The following is a 22,140-nucleotide window of genomic DNA, read 5'->3' as shown; positions in this document are numbered from 1 at the left end:
TATTAAAAATTTAAATGCTCTCAGTTCCAGAGAGAGCTGGAAGGTATTATCTTCATGGATACAGAACTTCATTTTCTGGTGGTCAGCGATGAGCAAAATCTGAGGTCTTTGATTGTTAGCCTTTTAAAAGAAATCGGCTTTGTCAGAGTATCGGAAGCGGAAAACGGTGAAATGGCATTACGGACGTTAAATACCACTAAGTATATTGGCGCACCTATCGAATTCATTATCACCGATTTTGTCATGCCACTTATGGATGGCTTGAATTTGATTCGTTCACTGCGTGGTGACCCAGAGTTAAATCATTTACCGATCTTGATGTGCAGCTCTCATGCAAGCAAAAAGAATATTCTTGATGCGGCAAATGCTGGAGCAGACGACTATATCGTCCGGCCTATAAATGCATTGAGCCTTTTAAAAAAGTTGGAAAAGATGCTTGCAAAGCTGCATATCGTAACCATCGATTTTCCACGTGTTTGGCCACAGAACCGAATGAGAACGTAGATTACCTAAATCAGGTTTCACTCCACTGACGCAGCAGATTATGGTAACAGCCTACCAAACTGCGGCGCGCGGTTTCGTCAGCCTGGGTGCGATTGAGCGTTTGAATCGACGTATCCATATCAAACAATAAGCTGCGTTGGCCGTCATCTTTGACCAGACTCTGCACCCACAAAAAGCACGCTAAGCGGATGCCGCGAGTGACCGTTGTTACTTGATGTAAGCTGGTGGAGGGATACACTACCATGTCTCCCGCAGCCAGTTTTACGCTGTGTGTACCATAGGTGTCGGCAATCTGTAACTCACCACCATCGTATTCATCAGGTTCTGCCAGAAACAGCGTGGCAGAGACGTCAGTGCGCAGCTTACTTCCATTATGAGGATGTAAGCGTACGCTACCATCGACGTGTAATCCAAATCCCATGCCTTCACCGTAGCGGTTAAACATCGGTGGATAAACGACATTCGGTAACGCTGCACTGATGAACAGCGGGTTACGTTCCAATGCGGATAGCACAATGTGCTGGCATTGGTGCGCCACTTCGGAACGTTCGTCGATTTGTTGATTCAACTTTACTGGCGCACCTTGATAGCCAGCCGTGATGCGGCCATCCACCCAGGCGTCGCCCGCCTGTAGCAGCATCGTGCGTACGGTATTTAACGTGTTGGTATCTAATACGCCGGGAATATGAATCAACATGGTCGACCTTTAATGAATGCAGAAAACGATGAACAATGTGTGATCAGAAACGATACGCCACCGACAGCATCGCGCTACGACCAGTGCCTGGCACTGAGCGACCGCCGTCGGATGGAATTAAAGCATCGTAGTACATCTTATCGCTCAGATTAAACACGTTCAGACGAACGTCGTAATTTTTTTGCTTATACGCCATGGTTGCGTCCCAGCGTGTGTAACCGGGGACGCTGACGACATTCGCACCGCTGGCATAACGCTGCGACATATGTACCGGGCCACCACCGATTTCCCAATGTGGAGCGAATTCATACGTCGTCCATGCAGTGAGCGTATTACGTGGTGTGTTGGCAGGGATTTTGCCCAGCGTACCATCTGCTGCTGATGCCGCTACTACTTTGGCATCGAGATAGGTGTAATTCATGGCGAGTTGTAAACCTTTACTCAGCAAACCACTAGCACCAGCTCTGAAGCCATTGACACGCACTGTGCCATCCATGCTGTACACGCCAGGACTGATCTGGCTACGGGCGTTTTCTTTTTGAATTTGGAAAACGGCTGAATTTAATGCCAGATTTCCGTTCAATAAATCCCATTTACCTCCCAACTCATAGGAACGATTTTTTTCTGGCGCAAGATTGGTTTGGCCTACTGTACCGGTCAATTGTTCCAGAGATGGATTGAACGAAGTACCGTAGGATGCATAGTAAGATTGCTGCGCGTCAGGTTGCCAGATACTACCAAGCCGGACGCTGGTAAATCCTATGGTTTGGTCAGCCGACGGCAACGTTGTGCTTCCTGCGGTATTGTTGGAATTGATGGAATTAGTAATGCTGGCGCTGAATCTGTCATAGCGTAATCCACCTACCAATTTCACATATGGATTGAGTTCCAGCGTGTCGTTGATATAAGTGGCTACTGTGTTAGATGAACCACCGGCGCGATTACCTGCTTTGCTGGCAACATTCGTTGGTGAGTTGCCCGCATTGGGATTGATCAACGGTACACAAGCAACAAAGCCGCTGGTCGCCGTTGCCGATGTGAGGGGAACACCGTTGCATGAACCATTTCTATAAAAGTTCTGATTATCGTAACCATCGTGACCAAGTTCCAGGCCTGCTAACAGGTTGTGTTTGTAGGCGCCGCTAGTGACTGTCGTTGATAATTCAGTTTGATTGAAAATTGAATAGTCGCGAATGTTACGGTCATGGCTTTGTAAACGTTCGTATAAGTTAGATAGAGGTAAATTGCTCATCGCAGAGACGGGCAAAGGCGTGAAACCTTTTGGTCCTACCGTACCTATTGTATTTGGCGCTGTCTCGACAGCTTTTGTGCTGACGTAATTGAATTGCGTTTGATTACGCAATGTTGTTTGTGGGTTAAGCTTATGCACAATAGTGCTGTTTAATGCAGCGATATCAGAATCAGTATGATCGTCGTTGAAACCATACGCCGTATTGCGATCCACTGGCGCAGGGCGACCGTTGAGTGGACCGACGCCATAATCTGGCATGTCGTGATTGTGTTGCAGCAGGGCAGACAAGGTGATTTCTGTTGGCGTACCTATGCCTAATTTGACTGAGGGAGCGAAACCAAAATCTTGCAGTTTGGTTTGATCGCGAGTCGTGGCATTGCCGTCTTGCGCCATTGCCAGAATACGTACAGCAGAGGTGTCAGATGTCACTTTGTTGAAGTCGACAGTGGAGCGAACCAGACCATTGCTGGTGACGGATCCCGTCAATTCAGTTTGGTTCTTGAGGAAAGGCTTTTTGGTCACTTGGTTGATCGCGCCACCAGTTGAACCGCGACCGAACAACATCGATGAAGGCCCCATCAATACTTCAATCGAATCCAGCGCAAAAGTATCACGGTAGTATTGCCCACGATCGCGGAAACCGTCCAAATACACGTCGGTTCTTGCAGAGAACCCATTCAGATTGACGTTGTTACCGATTTGTCCGCCTTCTGCACCACCCAAGGTAATGCCAGAAACATTGCGCAAGGCTTCTGCCATTGAATTGGCACCTTGCGATTGCATGAGTGCTTTGTTTACGACTGTGACTGATTGCGGTACATCTCGCAGGTCGGCAGGCAATTTGCTTAAAGAAACAGCACCGGGTGCAAAATCATTTTGACTGGCCTGTACGTTGATTTCTGGCAAGCTGCTTTTATTTTGCTGTGTAGCTGGTGCGCTGGACGTTGCCTGGGCGAATGTGGTGACTGGTTGTGCGAACAAAGTAATCAATGCGGCGGCAATAGGAGTGCGACGATCCATGGTTTCTTTCTATGTGAGTTCAACGGAGAGGAAAGTTGGCGGCTGGCTACTTTAAGTTACAATTTTAATGCAAATGAGAATTGTTATCAATTGTATTTGCTAATTTAGTGCAAAAATCTGAAGAATAAATTTTTTGAGATATTAAGTTGATAAGAAGGGTATTTTTTGATAGTTACGCTGTGTTGGTTAAGCTATTTTTGCTCGTCGAAGTAAAGAGTGATGCAAATAATGCATCCTAAACTCCAGTCTGGTGCGCGCCCTTGGGGGGGATTTACGCTGTGCTTCACGCAATCAGATACGGGTTAAGACTGAGATCGGGGAAGAGATTGCATCCGTGTTAAACGCAGAACCCAGAGTAAAATCACTTGTTTGCTCTAAGCCCTTGATTTGTAATATAATCTCTGCTTTCTTAGCCTACGCTTATTCTCCTTAGATTGTCGCAGATAGAGGTGATGCCGGTAATTTTGCTGGTTCCCTGTGCGGCTTGCGGGAGGCCCACCATAGAATACATGACTGATATAAAGTCCGACCTTGTTCAGGGCGCTGCCAGCCCGACCCTCATAGACACGCCTATAGCCACTACTCGTTTTGAAGATTTTGGTTTGGCTCCTGAAATTTTGCGCGCTTTGTCTGAGCAGGGTTATGTACACCCGACGCCGATTCAAGCGGAAGCGATTCCTGTTGTTTTGCAAGGCAAAGACGTCATGGGTGCTGCGCAAACTGGTACCGGTAAAACCGCTGGCTTCTCTTTACCTATCATTCAACGTTTGCTGGCGCATGCCAGCAGCAGTGCTTCTCCAGCGCGTCATCCTGTACGGGCATTGATCCTGACGCCAACCCGCGAACTGGCGGATCAGGTAGCGGAAAATGTCAAAGCCTACTCGCGTTTTACGCCACTACGTTCGACCGTGGTGTTTGGTGGCGTAGACATGGCGCCGCAAACTGCCATCCTGCGTTCCGGTGTTGAAATTGTGATTGCGACGCCCGGTCGCTTGCTGGATCATGTGCAGCAGAAAACGATTAATTTGTCGCAGACACAGATACTGGTCATGGACGAAGCCGATCGCATGCTGGATATGGGTTTCTTGCCAGACTTGCAGCGGATTATTAATTTACTGCCTAAACAGCGACAAAATTTGATGTTCTCGGCGACGTTCTCGCCAGAAATCAAAAAACTGGCAGCAAGCTTTTTAAATAATCCGCAAACGATAGAAGTTGCGCGTAGCAATGCGACAGCTGATAACGTAACGCAGATTTTGTATAAAGTTGCTGAAGATGAAAAACGCGATGCCGTTTCTTTCATTATCCGTGAACGTGGTTTGAAACAAGTCATCGTCTTTTCTAATACAAAAATCGGTGCTTCGCGTCTGGCCGTGCATTTGGTGAAGCAGGGTGTCAAAGCCTCTGCAATTCACGGTGATAAATCGCAATCTGAGCGTATGTTGGCGCTGGAAGATTTCAAGCGCGGTGAAGTCGAAGTCTTGGTTGCTACCGACGTCGCAGCACGCGGTCTGGATATTTCTGAAATGCCGTGCGTGATTAACTACGACCTGCCATATAACGCTGAAGACTATGTTCATCGTATTGGACGTACTGGTCGTGCCGGTGCAAAGGGCGATGCGATCTCGCTGCATACCGATCAGGACGAGCGTCTGCTGGTCGATATTGAAAAACTGATCAAACAAAAAATTGTGCGTTTGACGCTGGCTGGTTTTGTGGCGACTTCTGTACAGGTACCTGAGCGCGCGCGTCATTCACGTGATCGTTCTGATCGCACAGATCGTAGCGGGACAGATAGACCAGAAAAATCGGGACGCAGTTTTCAAGCGCCACGAGAGAAGGTTGATCCATGGTTTCTCAAACCGTATGAGCCTAGCGCCAGTACTTTACCGGTGGCTATTCCAGCAAATAGCCTTAGTTCAACTGGTAACACGACCACCAAGCCACAAAAACGTGCATTCCTGTTAGGCGGCACACCGAAAGTCTGATTGCAATGAGGTCTTGGTATGAAAGGCCTTGCTGTAACGAAAGTTAGAATAAAAAAGAGACCGATTAAATCGGTCTCTTTTTTTTGCAAGCTACAAATGAATTACAGCAAAGTAATCGTCACTTCCACGTTGCCGCGAGTTGCGTTTGAATATGGGCAAACTTCGTGTGCTTTATTGATCAAGTCTTGTGCCGCTGCTCTGTCCATGCCTGGCAAGGAAACATTGAGCGCAACGGTAATACCGAAGCCACCTTTGCCATTGGGACCAATACCGACCAGACCATTTACTGAAACGTCTGCAGGCAAAGCTATTTTTGCAGTCGATGCCACAAACTTCATTGCACCAATAAAGCAAGCTGAATAACCCGCTGCGAATAATTGCTCAGGATTGGTGCCGTCACCACCTGCACCACCTAATTCTTTTGGTGTCGTCAACTTGACATCGAGGTGACCATCATTGGATGTGGCGCGACCATCACGGCCGCCGGTTGCGGTTGCATTTGCTGTGTAAAGTACTTGCATGGAATTCTCCGGTAATGAAATTTAAAAAAACGACTGGCTGCATCGATGGATTAATAATAGTGCACAATTAAATTGCGTGCAATCTAATATTTCATTATTTTGATTGATTTTTTCTATGGAGTCGATAGCGTAGTCTCTTTTTTTGACTATTTAAGCCATCAATGATGGCACGGCTTATTCGTTAAATTCAGTATGTAACTGGTCGCGTAATTCTGAAAGTTGCTGGCGTAGGGCGACCAATGTCTCTTGCGTCTGCCCGCTGGCGCACAAAATTTTTGGCGGAATCGTGCTGGCGGCTTTTCGTAATTGTTTGCCTTCCTGAGTCAGAACAATTCTAACCTGACGTTCATCCGCCTCATCACGGCGACGGATTAATAAACCCGATGCTTCGAGGCGTTTTAATAGCGGGGTCAGGGTGCCTGAGTCAAGAAACAAGGCATTCCCGATATCTTTCACCAGCACATCGTCTTGCTCCCACAGTACCAGCATGACCAGATATTGTGGATAGGTAAGATTGAGCTGTTCCAGCAAAGGTTTATAAGTTTTGGTCAGTGCGAGAGAAGTGGAGTACAGCGCAAAACAGATTTGATTTTCCAGTGCGAGCAAATTGATCTCTTTTGTTGTTTTTTTGGTCATAAAATTGCCGATTTTTCAGTGAATAGTGATCGTTCCAAAGTCTACTATGACATGATAATCAAATTTAAGCTGAACGGTTGCAGCATTTGCTGACGGTGCCCCACGGTATAATGTCGATATTCCAAAAAAATGAAAATGCAGAGGTAATCGTGACTTTTATCAAAAAACTCAATGCCGCATGGACCGGCAATCATTCCTTACTGTGTGTAGGCCTTGATCCCGATGTAACGCGCTTCCCAGCTGAATTAGCAGGCAAACCAGATGCGATCCTGAGCTTTTGTAAAGCCATCATTGATGCTACCGCCGATCTGGCTTGTTCTTTCAAGCCACAGATTGCGTACTTTGCAGCTTTACGTGCGGAAGATCAATTGGAAGAAATTTGCCGCTATATCAAAACGACTTATCCGACGATTCCGTTAGTGCTCGACGCCAAGCGTGGTGATATTGGTGCTACCGCTGAACAATATGCGCGTGAAGCTTTCGAACGTTATGAGGCTGATGCGGTAACCGTCAACCCCTACATGGGCTTTGACTCCGTCGCACCATACATGGAATGGAAAGACAAAGGCGCGATTGTCTTATGTCGCACTTCCAACGCTGGTGGTTCAGATCTGCAATTTTTAGATGTAGGCGGTAAACCTTTATACCAACATGTGGCGCAATTGGTTGCCGATAAATGGAATGTCAACGGCCAATGCGCGTTGGTCGTAGGTGCGACGTTCCCGAACGAACTGGCACAGGTACGACACATTATTGGCGACATGCCTTTGTTGGTCCCAGGTATTGGTGCCCAGGGTGGTGATATTGCCGCTACAGTACATGCCGGCAAAACAAATAATGGTAACGGAATGATGATCAATTCTTCTCGCGCTATTTTGTATGCCAAAGCGATAGGAGACGAAAATTACGCAGATGCGGCACGTCGTATTGCTTTAGAAACTCGAGACGCTATTAATCAGTATCGGAATTAATCTCGAAAGCTTGCGAGTGAAGACTTGTAAAATCAGCGTATGCTGCCACCGTCACTCGCGAGTTTGATCGTGTAACCAAAGATCAACCAAAGATCAACTAAATTGCTACTAATTCACAACTAGAGCTCGAAGATGTATATCCTGATAGCATATCAAAAAAATTAGAAGGCAGACCAGACGATCAATGAGAGCCCGCTATGAGTGACAATAAGATGAATGAATTTGCCTTTTTGGAAGATTTTTCCACAGAGCTGTCAAATAAAAAGTTAATCTTCCCGACGTCGGTCGCGGCTACCATGAAAATCAGGAAAGCCTTGAGCCAGCTTGATATATCAAATGATTTGATTGCACGTATTATCGGTAGTGAACCGGTTTTGTCGGCCAAAGTTTTACATCTGAGTAATACCGCAGCATTCAATCCACAAGCGCGTCCTATCAGTGATTTACGTGCGGCGACGATGCTGTTAGGTTTTGCAGCAGTACGCAATGTCGCTATCGCCGTTGGCATGAAACAACTTGCAGAAAATAAATTCAACGGTAACTTAGCGACGCAAATGGATGGCTTATGGCGACGTAGTTTACGGGTTGCTGCTTTATCGATGGTGATTGCGCGCACGCATACCAAATTGAGCGCAGATAAAGCCATGTTGGCGGGCTTGCTACATGACATCGGCAAGTTTTATATCTTGAATCGTGCGCATCATTTCCAGGCATTATTTACGACGGATAAGATCCTCTGGGACTTGATTGATCAATGGCATGCCAGCATAGGGAGTGCAATTCTGGAAGATTGGGATATCTCTGAGGATATTCGCAATGCAGTTCTTAATCACCGTGGGTACATTCCCGGACGCGGAGTCAAAGCGAACCTGACCGATGTGCTGGCCACCGCAGATTTCCTGGACGCCCACTTTGTCGCTGAAAATATTGACCAGCTTGATTGGGCCGCAGTTCCGCCGAGCTTGCTGCTACTCGGTGTGAATCAGGAAAATATCGAAAAACTGTTGCAAGACACCAGAGTTGAATTAACCATGGTGATGAAAGCAATTAGTTAAGCTGCCCTGTTGATGTGACCGGATCAGCCAAATAATTTAATCATCAACGCGATCAACTTATTGGCTTTCTTATCGTACGGTGGCAGCATCATTAATTTGATCGCAGAAAATCGCCCTTGATAAAACACGGGGCGCATTTTTGAAAACGTCGTAAACCCTTCGTAGCCATGGTAATGGCCCATACCGCTTGCACCTACACCACCAAACGGAATATCGTGCTGAGCGACGTGTAATAAAGCCGTGTTGACCGACACACCGCCCGACATAATTCGTTTCAGATAAAAATCCAAAAGCACAGCATCGTTTGTAAATGGATAGAAGGCCAGCGGCCGATCATGTGCATTGACGTAATCGACGACTTCTTGTGGCCGTTGATAGGTTTTTACCGGGAGTAGCGGGCCAAAAATTTCTCGCTGCATGATTTCCATATCATCTGTTACGTTAAATACCAGCGTGAGCGGGAATTTGCGTAGTGCACGATCTGGCTGTGCAGAGTGAACAGATTCAAACAAATTAACTACACGTGCTCCTTTGTCCAGCGCGTCATTTAAGGTTGTTTCTAACCTGCAATACGAGCGTTCATCGATGATCGAGGTGTAATCAGGATGGTTGATATCCGGATAGCGTTCTGCGACTAGTCGTTTGGCTTCGGCTGTGAATGCTTCCTCGCTGCCCTCGGGCAGATAAACGTAATCGACATTGGTACAAATCTGACCTGCATTAAAGGCCTTGACCCAGATAATTCGATCGGCGGCTGTTGCTAAGGGAAAATCGGGCGCTACTACGGCAGGGGATTTCCCACCCAATTCCAAAGTAACAGGCGTCAGATTGCGGGCCGCATTCGCCATGACAGCCCGACCTGTCTGCCCAGAGCCTGTAAAGAATAAGTGATCAAACGGTAGCGATGAGAATGCCGGCCCACGGCCACCTCCATCCTCAAAGAATTGCAGCTTTTCTGGCGGAAAATACTTTGGTGTGATTTCAATGAGCAAGCGTGCCAGATGCACAGAGTTTTCTGACATCTTCAGCATTGCACGATTGCCCGCAGCAAAGATCGCCGCCAAAGGAGCAAACGATAAATTGAGCGGAAAATTCCACGGAACAATGACACCAATCACCCCCAATGGTTGCGGTATGACAGCGACTTTAGAGCCCGGGTACAGTAAGACGTCGATATGGCGACGCTGTGGCTGCATCCACTTTTTCATGTGTTTGAGATTATCTTTGATCTCTTGCAGCACAACGAAAAATTCTGCAAACAAAGTTTCAAAGCTCGAGCGGTTACCATAATCTTGGTTGATTGCTGCGACCAATGCATCCTTATTCTCTTTTAGTAAGCGTGCCAAGTTTTCTAAATCTGCGCGGCGGCTTGCATAATCAGGGTAGGGGTTGGCAAGGTAGGCAGCCCGTTGCAAATCAAAACATTCGCTGAATTCGGCAGGTATGGCGTAAGACCGGTGATTTAATTCAGGCGCGTTCATGGATTCTTTCTTTTCTGAAAAATGGTACAAATAAAGGTGGCGCTTTTTGCAAATAATTATTGGCGATACTTCGAGGGAAAATGTAAAGAATACGCCTTTTTTCTATCAACGTATCATTAATTGCTTTTGTGGCAGATATTTGCAAGCTACTGTAAATGTTCCTTTAGACGCTCGTAGCCTGAACGGCTTACGGGTAATTTTTCACCATTGTTTAACACTGCAACGACGCTGTCTTTGTTTTGGCGTTCTATTCCTTTTAGCGCATGCAGTTGCAGGAGGTAAGAGCGATGTATCCGTACAAACTGCATTGGATTTAATTGCGTTTCGATGTCTGACAGGCTTTGTGTTTTCATCCAGGATTTGCCGGCGGCATGGATCAAAATATAGTCATCTTCTGCTTTGATGTAGTCGATAGAGGCAATGGGAACAACATGAACCTGGTTGCGATCGCGAATCAGCAGCCTTTTGTTTTTTTCTGTGTTTTCTGCGATTAATTGTTGAATGGCAGTTTCAGGAGATACGTCTGTTTGCTGCAGAAGTTTTCTTGCCTTATTCAGTGCCTCGTCAAAGCGTTGTTGTGAATACGGTTTTAGCAGGTAATCAATCGCATGCAAATCAAATGCTTTCAAGGCAAATTGATCGTAGGCGGTGGTAAAAACAACACCGCTACGGCGTCCGGTTATTTCTAAGACTTCTAAGCCCGTCAATTCTGGCATCTGGATATCAAGAAAAATCAGATCAGGGCCTTGTTGATTGATCGCATCCACCGCTTCCGTGCCGGTTTCGCATTCGGTAATGATGTGAACATCTTGATGAGGGCGTAAATATTCGGTGATCAGGCGACGTGCCAGTTCTTCGTCATCGGCAATGACTACGCTGATTTGCTTTGTCATGATTTCTTTGATTCCCAGGGGAGTGTCAGTTCAACGATAAATTCTTGTTCTGTGCGCTTCCACTCGACTCTGGCTTGATCATCATACAAAGCGTGAAAACGGCAACGCAGATTTTGTAAACCAAGACCAGAACCAGTGGCGGGAGAAATATCCGTAGTAACCGGATTGGTAACGCGAATGTGTAACCAATCGGCATTCCTCAGAATTTTTACCTTAATACATCCGCCTTGGCGGATAGTGCGAATACCATGTTTAATTGCATTTTCTAACAATGGCTGTAAGATCATAGAAGGAATTAACGCATCATTTGTTGACGTATCGACCTCGATTGCGATTTCCAATTTCTTCCCAAAGCGGATTTTTTCAACCGCCAAAAAATCCTCACATAAACTCAGCTCTTGGTCCAGGCTAATTTTTTCTTGTTCCGATAAGGTCAGCGTTCTACGAAAAAAATCTGCTAGGGCGATGGTCATTTCTCGCGCTGCTTTCGCATCAATCGCTGTCAGAGCGCTAATCGAGTTAAGACTATTAAATAGAAAATGTGGGTCAATCTGCGAGCGCAACACTTGCAACTCTGCATCACGTGCTAACAGGTGAGCATCGGTCTCGCGCTTTTCCGCTGCTCGCATATGTTCAAATGCAATCATGACGTCATAAGTCAACAGTGCTAACAGGTATAAGACAAAACAGCTGGCAAATAGTGCGATATCAAGTTTTGATGTGATGTTATGAGGAGACGCAACGTCGTTTAAATTTTCCAGCAGGAGATTCCAGGCATGGGCTACGCATATTGCCAATGCAGCAGAGATGAGCGAGCTGATGATAAATACCAGTGCTATAAAAAAGAACGTGTATTTTTGAATCTGAAACGAACGACAAATATAGTATGCGGAGCTGGTCAAAAAACCAAAAAATAAACTGACTGGCACTGCGAAAAAGCAAGCGTAGGAAAAATCGCTGAACTCTGCCGATACTAATATTTTTCCCATTATTAGCCCCGCTGCAAGCCATATCGCGATGTGCCAGAGAAATCTGCGGAAATCCGATAGCAGTGGATGCATGGGGCTCTCGTGAATTTAGTTTCTGATTTCGACACCACCCATAATCGCATATCCTTGTATGAACAAGGTCTTGCTACGATCCATCGGTGGAACGGTACGATCTTCAATACCGCCTAAGATCGGAATCCCTTGTGAGATGACAGTCCAGTCACCAGGCACCTTTATTTCTATGCCACCCCACACTGCGAAAACATTGATGGTTGCGCTACCGTCGATCGATGCATTGCGCAAGTCGAGTTCGATGCCGCCCATGACCGCTGTGAGCTCTCCTCCGCGAAAATTTTGCGATGAATTTTGGCTTTTAGACCCACTCATGACGGCGGATAAATTACAGCAATTGTCGCCGTCTTCCATATTGCCAATCGGCGGCGCAATGTCGGCCTTCAGGCGGTCTTTGAAGATGATAGATAAGCCCGCAAAGATCATCACCACTGGCCACAAACTACGGCTACTGAAATAGACAATACCCAGATGCTGTAAGGTCATCAACGCACCTACCGCAATAAAGCCGCCACCGATCAGATGACCAGAGACCGTGTCGCTGCGCGACATTTTTAACGCGCCGATAACGATGAAAACAGTTGGCCAAAATTGGAGAATTTCTCTGGTATTAAAAATGTTTAAATTATCGATTAAAGCGAGGGCGCCAAAGATCAGAATAATGGTGCCAAACACAACGCGGTTGTGTTGCTTTTGTTGGTTCATGTAATTCTCCTTCGTCAATTGGACTCTGAGGATATTCAGGATTCTGAGGATGGTTTGTTTGACGACAATAAGCCGAGTACGATACTTTGCACGCCGACGGCGATCAGAATAATTGGCCAACTAGTGCCAAAGGTCCAGCCCCACAAGTGTTCCATCGATGCATAGATCCAGAACGCAAAGATAATGCTAAAACAACCCTTGGCGATTTGTTTTGCTCTACGTGAAACCAGGATGTCAATCAACCCGCCCAATGCAATTAGCGCGGGAACAAATATCCACCATTTCAGGTAAGCGATAAAGTCCCAACCGTTAATTAAAAATAAAATACCCGCACCGACTAATGCAATACCAAAAACCAGATTCTTGGCATTTCTGGCAGCCGGGCTCATCGTATCGTCACGCATAGTCTTTCCTTTCGAATACGTTTATTTTGTGGTACTCACGATACTGCAAGCGCGCGGGCTTGTCGTGCAGTCATCGGCGAATGACGGAAAGATGTCGGTGATTGACGATCGAAGGCGTCAATCACCGCAACGTGGTCGTAATATAGGGAAATCTGTTAGCCAGCTTATTGACCAACATTGACGTCAGAAATGACTTAGCTCAGCAATTGTATAAACTCATCAGCTTGACGAACGATACGCTTGGATTCGCTTCCAAATACATCGTGCGTCTCTTGAATGATGAATTCGTTTGAACCTTTGGTGCAGTACAGTATGCCCCGAAAATTTGTACCAAGATAAACAAACGGCGATAACTTTGTTTTTACGGGGGTATCGTTACCGATTAAGGCGCGCAACTTGCGTTCTACATCGTACAGACTTTTTTCATTTAAGTTGACCATCGCTCCCTTGGGTGTTGGAAAGCTGGTTTCAAATGAAGGGTTTTGTCCCATGGGATTTTTGACGTTGATTTTGACGCCTAATTTTAGAAATTTTGATACAGCAGTAAAATCGTTTTCATCGTACATGACAAACTCCTTGATTGGCGTATGCGTACAACTACTGTTGCACGAATGTATGATCTAACTTTGCCAGAATTCAAGCTAATTGACAATCGCGATGCAAAATCTTGTTGTTGGCTTGTTTGTCTACCTCAACATGGCCGATGTAATTTAAAGGCATACGGTTAATTCGACTGCATGCAGGATATTTCCTTGATGGTTTTGGTTAAAGGTAACTAGCGATAAATGCTGACGATTCGCATTGGCCGGAAGGTTTACAGTTATGCTGGTTTTCTTGGGTGTTGACGCTCCAACCAAGAGCACGTCAGTCCACACTTTGGCAACCGCATCGTGACGTAAAGTTGCACATTGATTTTCTTCAGCGACGTCTTTACTCGATAACCCATTTTCTAGCTGTGCCATATGTAATTCACCTGCCTGGCTACTTTTGCTGTCAACTTCAACAGTAATTTTATCGTTAGTAATTCCCATTTGACTTAGCTCGGTGGACGCCAATGCAGGTTGTTGCTCGATGCGAAATTCTGCTTTCCATATATTTAAATTTTTTTCAAAAACGCACAGGAGACCTTGGGCATCTCGATGCTTTGTCTCACGTTATGTATGCACCTGAACTGAATCATCGGAGCGTTTTCATGGGCTGCACTGATCGTTAGTTTGGTGTTTCTCGATATTTTAAAAAAAGCCACGAAATATTTTATTTATAGCAATTATTTGCAATAAAAAAACAAGTACTAACATCAATTAGTTTTCTCTCGAAATTCGGATTTCATATTCACCAATATGATATGTTACTTATTGTTACTATTTGGTATTTTAATTTACATTCTGGTTTTTGGTGCCTATAATTTACACATCAAGTTAATCGCGATACCAGCCATTTCATAAGAACAGCCAGTATGTATTGCATTTTTTAGGTATTAAAAAATGTTAAGCAAACGTTTGACCTTGGCAGCGAAAATGCTAGGGATAGTTATAGTTCTGTTTTTATTTTCGACCCAGAGTATCTATTTATTGAGCCATTCGATCACGCATTCGACGTCATTCTCGTCAAAGGCGGATCACGTATGTGTTGGTTCGAGTTGTGATACATATCGATCTCTCGCACAATCGGTTGCTCTATCCGAGACGCAATCCGCAACCCCGGAAGCGAAATCACACTTGCCGTCAGTTGAGTCTGATCTTGATTTTGTGAGGCTTTTGTCCAGCGCAAACAGTGTGTTTTCTAGTCATACGGTAGATTGGTGTTTTGGTTATCTGGGTACTGTTTTTCTTTCGCACTTTCAGACCCACCAACACGCAGAATTTGACGCCGATCGGACTATACGAATTCAGAGAAATAGCGCATGCGATGTTTCAACCATACGCACTTCAAAAGCATCGGTTGATCTGGAAAAAATGTGCACTTATACGTTATCCATCAAATCGAAAAACGCAAAGTCATCTATCTGCGAGACTATTTTCAGCTAGGGCGATCGCGACTAAAGTGACCTGTTAGCAATAGGTTGGTTATAGGTCGTCAATAACTTTCGCGTCTGATTCATTGTCCAGAGAAATTTTATATGAAGGATTGACACAGTTGATTATGACTGTGCTGAGCGCAGCATTGCGTCGAAAATTTTGAACCGTGCTTAATTATCACTTGTCGAAGGTATGCACGGTTGAGCAAGTTTAAGGAGCGTGTGCACAAGATGTACATGAAACTTAAAAAGTGGTTTGAACCAGATGTTTTATCAGGTTCAAACATTTTACTAACGTCACATTTCAATATGAAAAAGTGTGATTTTTTAAGGAAATAAAATGCAAGTTTTAATCAATAGTAATGAATTGCAACAAGTCGCTGGCGGTCAATATTTTTCTGGCGCTGCACACGATCTCGCGTGGAGTAGAGCCAAAACAGCGGCCGCTGTTGGCGGTATTGTTTTGGGGTTCGTAGGTTTTGTTGCTAATACCGCCTACAACTACTACTACAACACCGGTGCTGCACGTCGCCGTTAATTGAGACGCCATTGATGGCTTTATTCTGTGTTGAGTAAAGACCGTGATGTGCAGAAAATTTAAGTTTAATTATGAATCTTCACAATAAAGAAAAATTGTGAATATTTAAAAGGAAAAAAATGCAAGTAATCTCTACGAAATCTGAATTGACTAAGGTGAGTGGTGGCTCAGACCGTTTCTGGAACGCAGCATCAAAGGGCGTGAATTTTGCGACTTCCTGGCCGGTCGTCGGTGCTACCGGGATATTCGCAGGTGCGGTATATCTGGGCAGCCGTATTAATTCTTGGTACCAGGGTCGTCGCTGATATAAGGCGAGTACGTTTCCCTTCTCCTGATAAAGCAGAGAAACGGTACTCCCTTAAAGCTTACTTTGCTCCTTGCTAGAAGGCATGTGATGTCAGCCTGAGTTGGCATCACATGAAGTAACCATGTCAACAAGCCATACGTATTTGGTACGTATGGCGGTTCTAATTTTACACGAATATTTCATTATGCAATTAGTTCTCAATGTCAGTGATCTTCAGCATGTAGGCGGCGGCTTCTCCTGGCCTGCAGTCAATGCTCAAACAAATTTTCGCTTCAATAACGCCCTGACCGGTGCAGGTAGTGGCGCCTATTTAGGTTCAACTCTTGGCGGTGCAACAGGTCATCCGTTTGTTGGTGCATTCGGTGGTGCGATTGTTGGCGGTACGCTTGGTTTTTACTTTGGTAATTACAACCCTGGCCCCATGAGTCGCCGCCGCTAGTCTAAGGGATCGTGTTCCGAATATATTGGTCGTGACGCCATGTCTGACGCTGAGGTATCAGACATGGTTTTGGCATCACAAGAAACGACCGATATCGTGTTGAATCATTAAAGTGAAATAGAAATTGAAGTGAATAGAATGAATTTTAACGTTATACAAACAAAATTTGCCGGCGTGATTGATCGTCGTTTTCGGATAATGCCTGTGCTTCGTCCTATATTCCCTGAAACGCCAGTAAGGAACGAACCGTTACCAACTAAACCTGTTACGCCTATCCGGTTTCATCACATGTGATCGCTTGTCGATCACGATTCGACTAACTCTCCTTTATGCAAATGCAGGCGACTGTTGCTGCATCGCTAAGAGTTGGCCGAAGTAAAGAATTGAATTCCTCAACATCACGAAATATGAGAGCAAGCAATGCAGTCTCGTACAGAAATAATCGCCAGACAAGCACATCGTTACGGTCATGAAACGATACAACTCGGCATGAGTCCCTGGCGCTTAACGTCCATATTATTGGCAATCATGGCGTTGACAGTGTTGCTCTTTATCTGGCTATGCGATTACACAAAAAAAGCCAGAGTGTTGGGACAAGTTGTTCCTAGTCAGGGGTTGACCAAAGTCATCGCATTACAGGCTGGGGTGGTCAATGATTTGCGGGTTACCGAAGGTCAGCATGTCAAAGCCGGCGATGTTTTATTACAGATTAATTCAAGTAAAGCACTCGTTCATGGCAGTTTGCAAAAAGAGGTACTGACTAGCATTGATGAACGATCAGCTAATTTGGAAGAAAGCAAGGAAGTTGTGCACTCTATGTATCGCGCAAAAAAACGCGAGGCAAAAGAAAAAGTCAGACAACTTAGTGCGCAGGCAAGCGATTTGGCTAAGCAGAAAAGCTTGTTGGAGCAAAGAAGCAAGTTAGCAAATTTGGCTTTGCAGAGACAACAAAAGTTACTGGAAGAAGGCTACGTGTCAGCTGCAAGTGTCGATGAAAAACGTGCGGAGCTGGCGATGGCTGATAGCCAGTTAGCAGCCTTGCGCAGTTCAGTTGCAGAAATGGCCCAACAACAAGCAAGTGCAACATCGTTGTTGGAACAGTTGCCTTTGTCGTCGCAATCAGAGCGAAATAGCTTGAATCGAGATATTGCTGCGCTGGCGGCAGAACGTGCACACCAAGAAAGCCAACGTGAGATGCGAGTGATTGCGCCACGAGATGGCATCGTGACTGCATTACAGATAAAACAAGGCGTGACTGTCAATGAGCAAACGGTTCTACTTCAATTATTGCCAGAAGGCGATAGCTACCAGGTAGAGCTATTCGTGCCAAGTCGCGATATTGGATTTGTAAAAAAGGGGATGCAGGTATCGTTAAGGTATGAAGCTTTTCCGTATCAAAAATTTGGTGTTCAGACCGGACGTGTGTTGGAACTTACTAAGACCGTGATTCCAGCCCGAGAATTGTCGGTCAGCTTACCTGAGCGCGAAGATTATTACCGTCTGTTAGTACATCTGCCGTCCCAAAAAATAAATCATGCGAATCAAAGCTGGGATTTGCAAAGCGGCATGAAGGTAGAAGCGGATGTGACATTAGATACGCGTCCTATTTGGGAGTGGTTGTTTGAACCACTTCTCGGTCTGAAAAAGAATCAAAAATTGAATTCTGAAAGAATGAAGTCATGAGTACGATAGACAGTTTTTTGACGATGCTGCAAACGAGCTGGCGTCGTCGGTTGCCGGTACTTCGGCAAACTGAAGCAGCCGAATGTGGACTTGCTTGTGTCACGATGGTAGCCAGTTACTACGGAAAAATGTTGGACTTAGCGCAACTGCGGCGTCAAATTGGCATTTCGCTTCTGGGAATGACGATGTTCGATATGATCAATGTCGCTAAGAACATGGACATGAGCGGAAGAGCATTGAGACTTGAACTTTCGGAATTAACTCAATTGAAGTGTCCGGCAATTCTTCATTGGAACATGAACCATTTTGTCGTTCTAAAAAAAGTTGGTCGTCGGCACATCATTATTCATGATCCTGCAAGCGGTATTAAAAAACTCAGTTTTACAGAGTTTAGTCAGCACTTTACTGGGATCGCTTTGGAGTTAGAACCGACTGAAAAATTTCAGAAAGAAGATACGCGTAACGCGATCAATTTGCGTTCCATCATGGGCAAGGTAGATGGCCTCAACGCTGCGATGGTACACATTTTATTGTTGTCACTGGTGATGGAAATATTTGTTCTTGCCACGCCCTTAGTAATGCAGTTGGTGACTGATGAAGTGTTGGTCAGTTTTGATCGCGATTTATTAGTGCTATTGATCATTGGAACGATAGGGCTTGGCATTGCAAAGACAATGACTAATTTTGTACGTGGTTGGGTGATTACGCATATATCAACAAGACTCAATGTGTTGTGGCAAACACGGGTGTTTGAACATTTGCTGAAGTTGCCGCTCGCGTACTTTGAAAAACGTCACGTTGGTGACATCGTGTCACGCTTTGAATCTTTGCATTCGATTCAAGAGATGTTGACGATGCAATTAATCGAAGGGATTCTCGACGGTGTCGTTGCCCTCATCGCGTTTGTTTTGATGCTCATGTATAGCCCGACCTTAGCGTTTGTGGCTTTAGGTTTTGTCTTGAGTTATGGCTTGTTACGTTGGTTGCGCTTTCGTCCTGTTCGCTACGCTCAAGAGGCACAAATTGTCTCTCGCGCAGAACTTGAATCACACTTTCTTGAGACGGTGCGAGGGATGCAAACGGTTAAACTTTTTTCTGGTGGCGATATTCGCAGAGATGAATGGCTGCGTCGTTTGATTCGGACTACCAACGAAGGTCTGCGTTTGCGTAAGTTGGATCTGCTATTTCACATTGCACAAGGATTGCTGGTCGCATTTGAGCATGGCTTAGTTTTATGGCTAGGGGCGCAGGCAGTATTGGGTGGCGTTTTTAGCGTCGGTGCTTTATTGGCCTATCTTTCATGGAAAGACCAGTTTATCAGTGGGTTGGATGCTTTGATCGATAAGCTTGCTAATTTGGGAATGATACGGCTTTATGCCGAGCGTCTTTCCGATATCGTACAAACAGAACCGGAAGAGTTGCCACAGATCCCATTCTTAGGCATTGGCGAATTGCAATCAGGTTTAGAGTTGCACAACGTGTGTTTTCGCTATGGTTCATTTTTACCGCGCGTCATTGATGCCGTTTCCCTCAAAGTACATGCAGGCGAGTACGTTGCTATTGCAGGAAGATCTGGCTTGGGTAAAACAACGCTTTTGAAGCTGATGTTAGGCTTATTGAGTCCTGAGCAAGGTGAGCTCAAGTTTGGTGGTGTCAATATAAATCAACTGGGTTCTGAATATAGAAAGAGAATCGCAGCGGTAATGCAAAGTGACCATTTACTGGCGGGTAGTCTGGCGGAAAATATTGCTTTTTTCGACGCGCAAGCAGATCAGCAGTGGATAGAAGAGTGTGCGAAATTAGCCTGTCTGCATGAAGAGATTTTGGCGATGCCTATGGGTTACAACACATTGGTGGGGGATATGGGAAGTGCCTTGTCAGGAGGTCAAAAGCAACGCTTGTTGCTGGCACGCGCTTTGTACCGGCGCCCACAGATTTTGTTTATGGATGAGGCAACGAGCAATCTGGACGTGTCACTCGAATTTCAGATTAATGAAAATATCAAACGCCTGTCAATCACCCGTATCGCGGTAGCACATCGCCCTCAAACTTTGGCGATGGCGGATCGTGTTATTGATTTAAATCCGGATTCGCCATCCGTAAATGACCTTCCAACATACGAACAGCTTGTGACAGATAGTGAGAGTCAAACTGGTTTTGATTATCCAAGACTATTTCCCTTATAGCACCATCGTTCACAAGTTCGTCACAATGTCTGCCGCTTCTCATCGAAGGCTAATCATTCTCGATCAATATGACTTGTGATGATGACTTTCTGAGGAAGGACGAATCTTTTTTGTGAATATTGTCTGCCATATGTTCGATGTTTTTTTTTGATAAAACCGTTTTTATGAACTGTAAGTTACAAAGAATTAAATCGGATGATTTATTTAAATTTTTAGGTAAGTGAATGCGTCAGCTTTTTTTCGCCATAATGGCGTTAAGTATTTTTCATTCTTCATCTGCGAAGGCAATGGGGTTATTACAAATTTATAGAGAGGCATTGATAAGTGATTCTATCTATGCAAGCGCTCGTGCCAGCCAGTTAGCCGGTGAAGAGAAAGCAGTCCAGGGGCGTTCCAGTTTGATGCCCAACGTCGTATTGAGTGGTCAAATTACACGCAGTTCGCAAGAAAGTATTGGCGACTTTTCCTCAACTGGTGCTGCACTAGCGACGTCTGCTTCAAATAAAACTTACGGATTGCAATTGTCATACACTTTGCAAGTAACCCAGCCACTGTTTCGTTGGGCGAATTGGCAGCAATACGAGCAAGGTAAGTTGGCAGTCGTTGCTAGTGACGCGCAGTTTGCGCAGGCAAAATTAGATCTGATTGTTCGTGTGGCACAGGCCTATTTTGATGTGTTAGATGCTCAAAACGTGTTGACCACCCTACAGGCAGAAAAGTTATCCATTGCGCAACAGCGCATAGCTGCAAAGCGTAACTTTGACATAGGAACCGCAACGATTACCGATAGTCATGAGGCGCAAGCTAGATATGATCTTGTGGTAGCCCAAGAATATGCTGCCATTGCAGATTTGAATTTGAAACGCGCGGTGTTGCAACAGATGAGTTCTAAAGATATTGGTGAACTGCCTATGTTAAAGAAGGGAGTGACTCTTGCACCACTTGAATCAGCGGAAGAAGCCTATTGGTTAAGTTTGGTTGACACCAAAAATTATGAAGTAATTGCAGCACAGGTACGATTGGAAATCGCCAAAAGAGCCATTTCGGTTAGTCGCGCAGGACATTATCCGACGGTAGATTTACTTGCGACAATGCAGCGCACACGAGCCAGTGGTGACTTACCTGGATCGTTTCCCAGCGCCGATTCAAATAGAACCAATAGTATCGGGATTCAAGTAAGTATTCCTTTGTTTTCTGGCTTCATGGTGAGCAGTCAGGTAAACGAAGCAATTGCCTTGAAGGAAAAGGCGAGATTTGATCTGGAGTCTGCTCGCCGTGGAGCTGCGCAAAATGCTCGCACTGCGTTATTCGGTTTTAACAGTGGCATGGAGAAGGTAAAGGCGTTAGAAGTCGCAGTTGTATCCGGAGCCGCTTCATTGGCTTCAAATGTTCGGGGTTACGAAGTCGGTGTGCGCATTAACATTGACGTCTTGAATGCACAACACCAACTACATCAGACAAGAAGAGAGTTGGAGAAAGCACGTTATGACGCGATCATGAATGGACTGAGATTAAAAGCGATCGCGGCGTCTCTAAGAGAAACTGATTTGATCGATGTCGCATCGTTGTTAGCGTATGGTGATGAATGATTAAGTTCTAGCCTTGACAGATGGATCCATCCCTACCTATTATGAATAGGCAGAAGCGAAGGGCAATATTTTTTTCAGAAATTAATTGATTTGGTCCGTGTTTAATGAACGTAGCTCACATTTAACGATGCCAACTTTCACATTGAACGAAACGCAAACTTGCTGATTGCCTAGTTTGAAACGGGATGAAGAA

22 protein-coding genes are annotated in these 22,140 nt (G+C 45.2%); 11 read left to right on the top strand and 11 right to left on the bottom strand.

The window, feature by feature from the left end:
* Positions 1-54: 54 nt before the first annotated feature.
* Positions 55-504 (top strand): response regulator, encoded by a 450-nt coding sequence (locus tag ACO0KY_RS15285; protein WP_423047453.1) that lies wholly within the window; start codon positions 55-57, stop codon positions 502-504.
* Positions 505-514: 10 nt separating this feature from the next.
* Here ACO0KY_RS15285 and ACO0KY_RS15280 read toward each other — a convergent pair whose 3' ends face one another.
* Together ACO0KY_RS15280 and ACO0KY_RS15275 are read right to left on the bottom strand one after the other, a co-directional pair.
* A complete protein-coding gene (locus ACO0KY_RS15280) occupies positions 515-1,201 on the bottom strand; it encodes a Fe2+-dependent dioxygenase (protein WP_423047451.1) in 687 nt (228 codons plus the stop codon).
* Positions 1,202-1,244: 43 nt separating this feature from the next.
* Positions 1,245-3,473: a TonB-dependent receptor gene (locus tag ACO0KY_RS15275; RefSeq protein ID WP_423047449.1), complete on the bottom strand. Its 2,229-nt coding sequence runs from the start codon at positions 3,471-3,473 to the stop codon at positions 1,245-1,247.
* A gap of 509 nt (positions 3,474-3,982) precedes the next feature.
* Here ACO0KY_RS15275 and ACO0KY_RS15270 point away from each other — a divergent pair.
* A complete protein-coding gene (locus tag ACO0KY_RS15270) occupies positions 3,983-5,461 on the top strand; it encodes a DEAD/DEAH box helicase (RefSeq protein ID WP_423047447.1) in 1,479 nt (492 codons plus the stop codon).
* 101 nt (positions 5,462-5,562) lie between these two features.
* On the opposite strand, the gene ACO0KY_RS15265 is transcribed toward ACO0KY_RS15270, so the two are convergent.
* Both ACO0KY_RS15265 and ACO0KY_RS15260 read right to left on the bottom strand, forming a co-directional pair.
* Positions 5,563-5,982 (bottom strand): organic hydroperoxide resistance protein, encoded by a 420-nt coding sequence (locus ACO0KY_RS15265; RefSeq protein ID WP_423047445.1) that lies wholly within the window; start codon positions 5,980-5,982, stop codon positions 5,563-5,565.
* 174 nt (positions 5,983-6,156) lie between these two features.
* On the bottom strand, positions 6,157-6,618 hold the full coding sequence (locus tag ACO0KY_RS15260; protein WP_423047443.1) for a MarR family winged helix-turn-helix transcriptional regulator: 462 nt from the start codon (positions 6,616-6,618) through the stop codon (positions 6,157-6,159).
* 149 nt (positions 6,619-6,767) lie between these two features.
* Between ACO0KY_RS15260 and pyrF the strand changes: the two genes are divergently transcribed.
* The gene (gene pyrF, locus ACO0KY_RS15255) at positions 6,768-7,589 is read left to right on the top strand and encodes an orotidine-5'-phosphate decarboxylase (protein WP_423047441.1); all 822 of its coding nucleotides are present in this window, start codon (positions 6,768-6,770) and stop codon (positions 7,587-7,589) included.
* Between the two features lie 197 nt (positions 7,590-7,786).
* Positions 7,787-8,644, top strand: a complete 858-nt coding sequence (locus ACO0KY_RS15250; RefSeq protein ID WP_423047439.1) for an HDOD domain-containing protein — start codon at positions 7,787-7,789, stop codon at positions 8,642-8,644.
* A gap of 23 nt (positions 8,645-8,667) precedes the next feature.
* Here the strand turns inward: ACO0KY_RS15250 and ACO0KY_RS15245 are convergent, their stop codons facing one another.
* From ACO0KY_RS15245 to ACO0KY_RS15215, 7 genes are all read right to left on the bottom strand, one after another.
* Positions 8,668-10,125, bottom strand: coding sequence for a coniferyl aldehyde dehydrogenase (locus tag ACO0KY_RS15245; protein ID WP_423047437.1), 1,458 nt, complete (start codon positions 10,123-10,125; stop codon positions 8,668-8,670).
* 146 nt (positions 10,126-10,271) lie between these two features.
* Complete coding sequence (locus ACO0KY_RS15240; protein ID WP_423047435.1) at positions 10,272-11,018, bottom strand: LytR/AlgR family response regulator transcription factor; 747 nt, start codon at positions 11,016-11,018, stop codon at positions 10,272-10,274.
* Entirely contained in the window at positions 11,015-12,007 is a 993-nt protein-coding gene (locus tag ACO0KY_RS15235; protein WP_423047433.1) for a sensor histidine kinase, read from the bottom strand. Before ACO0KY_RS15235 ends, ACO0KY_RS15240 begins: the two co-directional genes overlap by 4 nt.
* An 87-nt stretch (positions 12,008-12,094) precedes the next feature.
* On the bottom strand, positions 12,095-12,784 hold the full coding sequence (locus ACO0KY_RS15230; RefSeq protein WP_423047431.1) for a LiaI-LiaF-like domain-containing protein: 690 nt from the start codon (positions 12,782-12,784) through the stop codon (positions 12,095-12,097).
* A 35-nt stretch (positions 12,785-12,819) separates the two neighbouring features.
* Complete coding sequence (locus ACO0KY_RS15225; RefSeq protein WP_423047429.1) at positions 12,820-13,188, bottom strand: LiaF transmembrane domain-containing protein; 369 nt, start codon at positions 13,186-13,188, stop codon at positions 12,820-12,822.
* Between the two features lie 194 nt (positions 13,189-13,382).
* Positions 13,383-13,754 carry a hypothetical protein gene (locus ACO0KY_RS15220; RefSeq protein WP_186913197.1) on the bottom strand — a complete coding sequence of 124 codons (372 nt, stop codon included), beginning with the start codon at positions 13,752-13,754 and terminating at the stop codon, positions 13,383-13,385.
* Between the two features lie 144 nt (positions 13,755-13,898).
* Positions 13,899-14,219, bottom strand: coding sequence for a hypothetical protein (locus ACO0KY_RS15215; protein WP_423047427.1), 321 nt, complete (start codon positions 14,217-14,219; stop codon positions 13,899-13,901).
* 1,326 nt (positions 14,220-15,545) lie between these two features.
* Between ACO0KY_RS15215 and ACO0KY_RS15210 the strand changes: the two genes are divergently transcribed.
* From ACO0KY_RS15210 to ACO0KY_RS15180, 7 genes are all read left to right on the top strand, one after another.
* Positions 15,546-15,743, top strand: coding sequence for a hypothetical protein (locus ACO0KY_RS15210; RefSeq protein WP_423047425.1), 198 nt, complete (start codon positions 15,546-15,548; stop codon positions 15,741-15,743).
* 119 nt (positions 15,744-15,862) lie between these two features.
* On the top strand, positions 15,863-16,048 hold the full coding sequence (locus tag ACO0KY_RS15205; RefSeq protein WP_423047423.1) for a hypothetical protein: 186 nt from the start codon (positions 15,863-15,865) through the stop codon (positions 16,046-16,048).
* A gap of 123 nt (positions 16,049-16,171) precedes the next feature.
* Positions 16,172-16,489, top strand: coding sequence for a glycine zipper domain-containing protein (locus ACO0KY_RS15200; protein WP_423047421.1), 318 nt, complete (start codon positions 16,172-16,174; stop codon positions 16,487-16,489).
* A gap of 138 nt (positions 16,490-16,627) precedes the next feature.
* Positions 16,628-16,783: a hypothetical protein gene (locus ACO0KY_RS15195; protein ID WP_423047419.1), complete on the top strand. Its 156-nt coding sequence runs from the start codon at positions 16,628-16,630 to the stop codon at positions 16,781-16,783.
* Between the two features lie 126 nt (positions 16,784-16,909).
* Positions 16,910-18,172, top strand: a complete 1,263-nt coding sequence (locus ACO0KY_RS15190; protein ID WP_423047417.1) for an HlyD family secretion protein — start codon at positions 16,910-16,912, stop codon at positions 18,170-18,172.
* Positions 18,169-20,358 (top strand): peptidase domain-containing ABC transporter, encoded by a 2,190-nt coding sequence (locus ACO0KY_RS15185; protein WP_423047415.1) that lies wholly within the window; start codon positions 18,169-18,171, stop codon positions 20,356-20,358. The genes ACO0KY_RS15190 and ACO0KY_RS15185 overlap by 4 nt, the downstream gene beginning before the upstream one ends.
* Before the next feature lie 224 nt (positions 20,359-20,582).
* Complete coding sequence (locus ACO0KY_RS15180) at positions 20,583-21,947, top strand: TolC family outer membrane protein (RefSeq protein ID WP_423047413.1); 1,365 nt, start codon at positions 20,583-20,585, stop codon at positions 21,945-21,947.
* Positions 21,948-22,140 lie beyond the last annotated feature (193 nt).

The organism is Undibacterium sp. Dicai25W (assembly GCF_049340505.1).
GTDB classification, from domain to species: domain Bacteria; phylum Pseudomonadota; class Gammaproteobacteria; order Burkholderiales; family Burkholderiaceae_D; genus Undibacterium; species Undibacterium jejuense.
The sequence above is the reverse complement of the archived record's forward strand: the minus strand, read 5'-3'. Positions and strand labels throughout refer to the sequence as shown.